Raw genomic sequence first — 286 nt, 5'->3', positions numbered from 1 at the left:
GCTCTTCAAAATAACAGACCCTAATATCCAGATTACCCAGGTTTACGAAGAAAGGTCGGTGGTTAAACAACAGACCCGTGTTACAGAAGTCATTGAGGCGCAATTAACTTATCCCTTAGATCATTGCCCTAATTGCGGGTATCCAACTTTAATTAAGAATGGTACCCATCAGGTTAATGCCCGATTAGCACCTGTTAACGGCGGTAAATACGTATTGAAGCTTCATAAACAGCGTTATCTGTGTAGGACCTGTGGCACCACTTGCGGTGCCACATCATCCAACTTA

1 protein-coding gene is annotated in these 286 nt (G+C 43.4%); it reads left to right on the top strand.

Features of this window, described 5'->3' with window-relative positions:
• Positions 1-286 (top strand): transposase family protein (locus tag HC026_RS12555; protein ID WP_168926227.1); only part of this gene is annotated, 286 nt, incomplete at both ends.

Origin of the sequence: Secundilactobacillus angelensis (assembly GCF_012641075.1) — a bacterium.
GTDB lineage: Bacteria > Bacillota > Bacilli > Lactobacillales > Lactobacillaceae > Secundilactobacillus > Secundilactobacillus angelensis.
Note: the sequence above shows the minus strand (reverse complement) of the source record. Positions and strands in the feature narration are given on the sequence as shown.